Genomic DNA, 7,725 nt, shown 5'->3' on the forward strand with positions numbered 1-7,725 from the left:
CATACCTCTTTTGTGTGCGTAATTATACTGACAATAATACTCATTATTTGATTTGTCAATAGGGATTGGGGGTCAGGCTTTCCTTATTGTGGTTATTGGGTTTTTTTGCCGCGGATTTGCACGGATTAAAAAAATCAGGAGCTGTCACAATGTTAATTTTTATTTGGAATTGGAGATCAAGAAATATCCATAACAAGTTTCATCCCTTTGTAAACTTCAGCAAGCCTGTCTTTTGTAAGGCTGCCGATCATTTCTTTAAGGCTTGGTTTATCCACTGTTTTTATCTGTGTCATATTAACCACTGATCGTTTGGAAAGGTTTGCTTCTCCCTTCCGCATGGTCACATTGCCCGGCAGTTCACCAAATTTCAAAGTTGAGGTGATTGCCACCACAATAACCGTGTTCAATTTACTGTCGTTCAACAGGTCATTTTGAACCACGAGTCCAGGACGTCTGCCCATCGGTTCGGAGCCTTTTGCGGGTGAAAAGTCCACCCAATAAACAGAGCCCTTCCTGATTACCATTCCTGGCCCTCGTCAGATTCTGATCCTTCAAACCATCTGGTGCAGCTCTGTTGTTCTCTTCTTATTGATTCATCTGAAAAAGTATTGTCGTAGGCATCCTTGATAAGCCGGTCTCGTTCCGCCATGAGCTTTTCCCTGAGTATAATAGAGATAAATCTGCTCCTGGACAGGCCCTTTTTCTTACTGAGGTCATCGATCATCGTTACTAATTCTTTTGGGATAGTGATAGCAACCTTTTGAGTATGCATATTTTGTATGCCTCCTTTGTATGATAACATATGAATACCAGGAGTATCATTGTCTGTCAAGGGCATGGCCAGGATTTAAGGAAGAGAGGGGTCAGGCTTTCCTTATTGTGGTTATTGGCCGCGGATTTACGGTTTTTGCCGAAATTCAATAACAGGCCATATCCGGTCAGGACCATAGATAAGGCGCTTTCATAGACAGATTCCAGAAATCCTTCGCCAAGCTCATTATAAACCTCATAAAAACTTTTAAGAATAATGTCTGTGATTTCTTTGTGTTTCATTTTTGGGGCACGTGGGGATTATGGGGGCTCAGTGCGCCCCTGTCCCGGCCTATGATTCCTGCGATGACAGTGAAAACAAAGGCGTTTGCCGGGATGTTAAGGTTGAAATCGCTGAAACTGTGGATAAGTATTGCAAAAACGGCTGCCATGGCTCCAAGGGCAAAACCTCTTGTCTGGCGGCTGCGGCTTTTTATTTTTTGAAAGCCGGATCTGAAAAAACAGAACAGGGTGTATATGAGTACGGGGATGAACAGGATTCCGGTTTCTGCAATAAAATGGAGATAATCATTGTGTGCATATCGTCTCAGGACGGCATGCCCCGGGATCTGCCAGACAGAGTATGCCGTGGTAAAGGTATCAGGGCCTGTTCCAGTGAGCGGGTTGTCTTTTATCTGATTTATGACGCCTTTCCAGCACCGCATCCTGCCGGAAATATTGTCTGTGGGGTCCTGCTGGGTCAGGGTGGTTATTCTTTCAACAACGGGCAGGCTTGCAAGGATGAAAAGAGAAATAATTATTATGCCCGTTCCGATTGTCAGAATGGCCTTTGTATGGGCATAATTTTTCCGGGCTAATAATACTGCTGACAGGAACAGTATGGCATTTATGGTGGATATCCATCCGCCCCTGGACAGGGTGAAGGCCTGGGTCGTAAGAAGGAATATAACAAGAAAAATAAGGCCGAGTTTTGTTTCAAGGGGTCGCTGCCGGGTGATGAAAAGTATCATTAACAGGGGGATTGCCATTTCAAGGAAGCCTGCCATGTGATTGCGGTTTACATATACACCTGCGGCTGAATTGGAAGTGTGGCTGATGCCGCCCACATCAGGGTATATCCAGAAGGCAACGGGGGTCAGGCCGAATCGTTTGAGTATGGCGATAATGGAGATCAGGACGGCGGTTGAAATAATGACATATACCAGGATGCGCTGCTGTTTTCTGGTTCTGACACTGGCCAGGGTTATGAAGTAGGCGGTTATGTATGTCAAAAGCATGAAAAGCCCTTCAAAGGCAAAGGGTTTATGGGCGGAGGATATAAAGGATACTGTGCACAGGATGATGATGGCTGCCAGGGGCCGGGTCATTGGTGTTTTGGGCAGGCTTGTTTTTTCTGCTGAAAAGTTTTCAATGATCAGGAAGATGCCTGCCAGCAAGATTCCTATCTGGATGATGGTTGTTGCCCATGGATGTACAGATCCCCTTGCAAGGGGGGTAAAGATTATCAGGATGCATATTATGTAAAAAGGCATTTATTTTATTTTATTTTGGGGGTCAGACCCCGTGATATTTGATCGAGTCTTTTTTGGAGATTTTTGTATGCCTGGTTGTCAGGGTCCAGGGCAATGGCCTTTTTTATGAAAGTCAGGGCTTTTTTGAACTGGCCCTGCTGCTCATGGGCCAGGGCAATTCTATAGGGGAAGTCACTGCGGTCAGGTTTTATGGCAAAGGCCTTTTTCCAGTCTTCGGCAGCAAGGGCATATTTTTTAAGACGCCACCTGATCCTGGCCCGGTTATTGAAAACCCAGGGGTTGTTTTTGGGGGCATGCTGGATAGCTTTTGTGGCGACTTCTTCGGCATGAAGGTATTTTTTCTGGTTAACCAGGGCCCGGGAGAAAAGTGTGTAATAACTGTGGTTGTCCTGATCCAGGCGGGTTGCTTTCTGGATAGCGGTTTCCATGTGGTCCCAGTTTTTTTCTTTAGCCGCTATCTGTGCCAGATGATAATAGGCCGGGGCATGGGGTCTGGCTGCGTTTATCTTGATCAGCCTTGCCTTTGCAAGCTGGGGGTATCCCATGTCTAACCAGCATTTTGCGACAGACATGTCAAGGGATATATTAAAATTTGGATTTCCCGGGTTATTCTCCTGCAGGTAAGTGGAAAACCTGAGAAATTCCATGAAAAGTTTTTCTTGTTTAAATAATTTGTAAATCCGGGTGATAGCTGAATGAGAACTTTTGGATATCAAAAAACCTTTTTGGAAAAAATTAAAGCCGTCTTGATATTGTCCGGCTTTTAAATAAAGACCTCCCATATGGATATAATTGCCGGATGAATTTAAAGAAGGTTTGAGGTTCAGCAGATCCTGGTAATATGAAATGGCTTTTTCAAAATTATTTTTTGCAGCATAAATATCAGAAAAGGCTTTTAACGCATCCTTCGGGAGAATCTGTTTTTCAAGGGCAAAATTAAGACCCTGACCGATATGGGGTATCAGGTCATCGCTGTAAAAGGATTCTTTTTTCAGCTGCCAGTATGACGGGGGGTGAATTTCCATCATATCCCGGACAAGTTCGGGGATTTTGGTTTTAAAGCCTTTGTAGTGCAGATATTTTAAGTATGCATACCGTATGGTTATACCCGAAGGTCTTAAGGGGAGTGCTTTCTGGTAATAAGGGCCTGCATTGTACGGGTTCTTTTTCCCAGGATGGAGCCATACGTATGATTTTTCAAGTCCCTGTTCGGTCCGGGTCAGCCAGTAGGCGTTTATATAATGTTGAGGTTCTATTATTGCGGCTTTCTCAAGATAGAATTTTGCCCTGATCAGTATATCAAAGCTTGTAATGGATAATCCCTGTTCTTTCCAGTCTTTAACCCCGAGGTTGTACAATGTCTTTCCATAATTTGTATAAATCCTGAATAAATCTGCTCTGGCAAACCAGGCACTGATTGATTCGGGCATGACCTGTTCGGCTTTTTTTAAAAACGCTGCGGCCTGGGTATAGTTTTTTAACTTAAGCTGGGTAATGCCTTTCTGATACAAAAATCTTGGCCATAACAGAGAACAGCAAATAATGAGAAGGGTTGATAAAATGCAAAGCAGAAGGATTTTAAGGGGTTTTAAAAATTTATTTTCCATAGTAGGAAGAATAATATTTATGATAGTACCTGTAGTATCCTTCTTTTTTCATGTCCACATGGTTCAGGACAGCGCCGATAATGGGCAGGCCGGCTGTTTTATACTGATTCAGCACATCTTTGATGATTTTTCGTTCTGCATGACCGCATTTCATGACCATTACGGTGCCGTCTGTCCTGGGGGCCATGAGGACGGCATCTGTTGCCGGCATGACAGGCGGGGTGTCGATGATGATGAAATCAAAGTTCTTTTTAAGGTACTGCACAAGAAATTCCATCCGTTTTGAGCCGATCAGTTCCGAAGGATTCGGGGGTATCTTGCCGGCCGGCAGTATATACAGATTCTGGATTTCTGTTTTTATTACGGCGGAGTCAATGGCGTTTTTCATGTACTTATAATTGTCATCAAAGGAGGTAAACCCGGCGTAGAGCTTTTCAAAATTAATCTTCCGTCCAGCTGATTTGTTTTCTGTGTGGGAAAACGAAGAAAAATTAAACTCACCGTCATTCATGGAAGACACCGCCCTGACAGCTTCAATGGTATGAACGGAAAGTGCTTTTGAGATATCTTTTTTAGAGACAAAGCCCATGGTGTAAAGGATCGTTCCCTGGCTCTGTACAGATTTTTTCTGGTGCCCGATGGCAAGATGGGCCTCTTCTTTTGTTAACAGGTTGTTTTTAATCAGGGTATTGACCAGTTTTTTGGACTCTGGCCGGTTTTTCCAGTAAATATCTGTCATCAGGCCTTTTTCAAAATAGAGAGCCACTTGAGTGGTATTATTTTCAATGTCCAGGCGGCAGGATCTCTGCTGGAGCCGGGTCAGCAGGATAAGGTCGCTGATAGAAAATTTGTCCAGGCTGCCGTTGGTAAGACGCGTGCCAAACACCTCTGTCACCAGCCCTGTGACACCCGTTTTCCGGGTTTCGGAAAACAAGGTGGCCACACGGGGACGGCGAAGATCACAGTCCATGACCAGGGTTTTCCTGTCCGTCTGGGCAATGGTATGGGCAAGGTTCACTGCGGTTATTGTTTTGCCTTCTTTTTCAACCGCGCTTGTGATGACCACGGATTTTATTTCCTTTTCCATTCCAGAGAAAAACAGATTGGTTCTCAGTGTCCTGTAGGATTCTGCAAATCTTGAACTGGAAGGAAAATTCATTAACAGATTTTCCTTGTCCTTTTCCGAATCTCTTTTTTTATTTTTACGAAAAATCAATAGTCTGCTCCATAGGTTGTGGATCTGTCGGCTTTAGGAATGACAGATAGAACGGGAAGATTAAAATGGGTATGGATATCTTCTTCGGTTCTAACTGTCTGGTCAAGATATTCAAAGAAAAAGGCAAGGCCGGCACCGAAAAAAAGTCCCAGGACAATGCTCAGCAAAAGGTTTCTTTTTTTATTGGGGGATACAGGGGATGCAGACACCTGGGCTTGTTCCACCAGCCTTATATTTGAGGTGTTGCTGGTCTGGAGGATATTGGATTCCTTTACCCTTGAGACCATCAGATCATAAAGGTTCTGACTGGTATTAACGTTTCTCTGGAGGATGGTATATTTAAGCTCTTTGGTGGACGCGTCCAGGGCATCTTTTTCAAATCCCGTAATGTTTTGTTCAAGGATTTTTTCTTTTGCATACAGGACCTTGCGCTCTGATTTTAAATTTTTGGTTTCTTTTAAAATTTCCTGTGCAAGCTGTTTTTCACTTTTTGCAAGTTCACTTTTTGCAAGGGCAATCTTGGGATGTTTTGATTTATAAATTTTTGAAAGCCGTGTCAGCTCCATTTCAATGTCAACAATTTTAGAATAAATAGTTTCAATCATCTTGTTGTTGATCAGGGACCGGACATTGGCCACGCCTTTAATTCCCTTGATATTTTTATCAATCTCATTGATTTTGGCATCCAGTTCAAGCCGCTTGTTCCTAGTCTCAAGATATTTATTGTTGAATTCCTGGATTTTATGCTCGGCAAGCTTCTGTTTTCCCGTGATGGAAAACACCTTGTTGACCTGTTTGTATTCAAAGAATTTTCTCTCGTCATCTTCCAGTTTTTTCCTTAAGTCATACAGCTCATTGTTGAGCCATTCAAGGGTCTGTTTGGAAGACTCCATTTTATTGCCCAGATTAAACTCCATATATTTTTTTGCCAGCATGTTAACCATATCGGCTGCAAGTACTGGATCTTTGTCTTTTACAGACAAATCAAGAAGGCGGGTATCCCTGACCTGTTCAACCTCAATTTTTTCTTTGACCATTGCAATGAGTGACTGCATTTTCCGGTTCTCAAGCTCATCCGGGGATAATTCTTCATTTTCATCCATTTTCAACAGCAGCTTGATATTGGCTTTAAACTGGGAAATGAGTTCTTTTATAAAACTGACCTCCAGATCCTGATCATTATTTTCCGCATCCAGTTTCAAGGCAGTGATGACCTGCTGGATTACAGGCTTTGATCTGATCATCTTGATACTGGTATTAAAGGTCATGGTCTGGGAATGATAGCTCTCAAAGTCGGTTCTTTCACCCGTGATGGGCGAAGATGTCTTTTCCTTGTCAATGATAAGTTTGGCAGATGACTGAAATATGGGATCAGTTGTATATGAGTAAAACATTGTTGCAGCAACGGTCAGGATAAACACGAGGATGATCAGGGTCTTTCTTTTTGAAAGGACCATGAAGTACTCGGACAGATGAATCTCTTTTTCCTGAAACGGATCTTCCATGGGGGAATCTTGCATTCTTTCTCCTTGTTCTATAGCCATGATTCAGGGATATGGATACGGTCGCCGGGTTTAAGGGGCAGGTCAGGCAGATCGCCTGATATGACTTTGTCAAGATTCAGCTTTATTGTTTTCGTTCCATTCTGCGTCTGCCGGATGATGATGGCCCGGTTCGCAGCGGAAAACTTGGCAAACCCGCCCGCCATGATGCAGGCGGAAAGGGCAGTCATGCCGGGTTGATAATCAAGCACGCCCGGACTTTTGACTTTGCCCTGAACATAAACTTTGGTAGTGGTCTGATTCAACTTGGTACCCAGAGGGATATAGACGGTATCACCGGATTTAAGTTTAATGTTTCCCGACATATTGCCTTCATCCAGCAGTTTCAGCAGGTCCACTTTCATGGGTTCTTTTTTGGAAATGCTTTCCTTGATATCAGAGTCAGTTATTTTCCGGTCTGCAACTCCCCTGAGAATATAGGCAAGGTTTCCCCTTTCCGGCATCACGCCACCGGCTTTAGCAATCAGATCCATGATGGTAGGGATAAAATTCAGTGCATACTTACCCGGGTTTTTCACAGCACCTGAAATAAAGAACTGGAGACTTTGATACTCCTTTATATGGAGATGAACCTGGGGGGCTACAAAGTAATCTTTTTCCAGGGGCCTGATAATGGCTTTTTCCAGCGCTTCCATTGTCAGACCGGCTGCCTTGATTTTTCCAATAAAAGGAACATTGACATGGCCATTGGCTCCGACCACCATATCCTTTGTCACCTGTTCTTCACCACCGGCAAGGATGGATATCACGACCACATCTTCGGGTCCCAGCCTGTAGGCAGAACTTATTTCATGGGCTGCACAATTTCTCGTGCCTGAAATGAACAGGGTAAAAAGAAAGGAGATAAAAATCAGTGATAACCAGTAATATTTTAAGAATCGTTGCATTATATCTCTAAATTCAAAGGGTTTGAGCAAAATAAATGGCATAAGAATGAACTTATACCATTTATTTTGCTTCTTTTACAATGTGTACGGGGTCAGTGTACGGGGTCAGGCTTTCCTTATTGTGGTTATTGAGCTCAATAACCACAATAA

At 43.3% G+C, this 7,725-nt stretch carries 8 protein-coding genes; all 8 read right to left on the bottom strand.

The genetic code is table 11. The features are described from left to right. Nucleotides 1-176: 176 nt before the first annotated feature. Entirely contained in the window at nt 177-524 is a 348-nt protein-coding gene (locus HGJ91_RS06985) for a type II toxin-antitoxin system PemK/MazF family toxin (RefSeq protein ID WP_291346993.1), read from the bottom strand. Next, a complete protein-coding gene (locus HGJ91_RS06990; RefSeq protein WP_291346994.1) occupies nt 518-772 on the bottom strand; it encodes a ribbon-helix-helix domain-containing protein in 255 nt (84 codons plus the stop codon). Before HGJ91_RS06990 ends, HGJ91_RS06985 begins: the two co-directional genes overlap by 7 nt. A 56-nt stretch (nt 773-828) precedes the next feature. Beyond that, nucleotides 829-1,053: a GxxExxY protein gene (locus HGJ91_RS06995; RefSeq protein ID WP_291346995.1), complete on the bottom strand. Its 225-nt coding sequence runs from the start codon at nt 1,051-1,053 to the stop codon at nt 829-831. Continuing rightward, nucleotides 1,050-2,303 carry an O-antigen ligase gene (locus HGJ91_RS07000; protein WP_291346996.1) on the bottom strand — a complete coding sequence of 418 codons (1,254 nt, stop codon included), beginning with the start codon at nt 2,301-2,303 and terminating at the stop codon, nt 1,050-1,052. The genes HGJ91_RS06995 and HGJ91_RS07000 overlap by 4 nt, the downstream gene beginning before the upstream one ends. 5 nt (nt 2,304-2,308) lie before the next feature. Continuing rightward, nucleotides 2,309-3,814, bottom strand: a complete 1,506-nt coding sequence (locus tag HGJ91_RS07005) for a tetratricopeptide repeat protein (RefSeq protein WP_291346997.1) — start codon at nt 3,812-3,814, stop codon at nt 2,309-2,311. An 85-nt stretch (nt 3,815-3,899) separates the two neighbouring features. Next, on the bottom strand, nt 3,900-5,126 hold the full coding sequence (locus HGJ91_RS07010) for a polysaccharide biosynthesis tyrosine autokinase (protein ID WP_291346998.1): 1,227 nt from the start codon (nt 5,124-5,126) through the stop codon (nt 3,900-3,902). Beyond that, on the bottom strand, nt 5,123-6,646 hold the full coding sequence (locus tag HGJ91_RS07015) for a GumC family protein (protein ID WP_291346999.1): 1,524 nt from the start codon (nt 6,644-6,646) through the stop codon (nt 5,123-5,125). The genes HGJ91_RS07010 and HGJ91_RS07015 overlap by 4 nt, the downstream gene beginning before the upstream one ends. Nucleotides 6,647-6,660: 14 nt before the next feature. Further along, nucleotides 6,661-7,575: a polysaccharide biosynthesis/export family protein gene (locus tag HGJ91_RS07020; RefSeq protein ID WP_291347000.1), complete on the bottom strand. Its 915-nt coding sequence runs from the start codon at nt 7,573-7,575 to the stop codon at nt 6,661-6,663. Nucleotides 7,576-7,725: the final 150 nt, after the last annotated feature.

Origin of the sequence: Desulfobacula sp. (genome assembly GCF_014237455.1) — a bacterium.
Taxonomy (GTDB): domain Bacteria; phylum Desulfobacterota; class Desulfobacteria; order Desulfobacterales; family Desulfobacteraceae; genus Desulfobacula.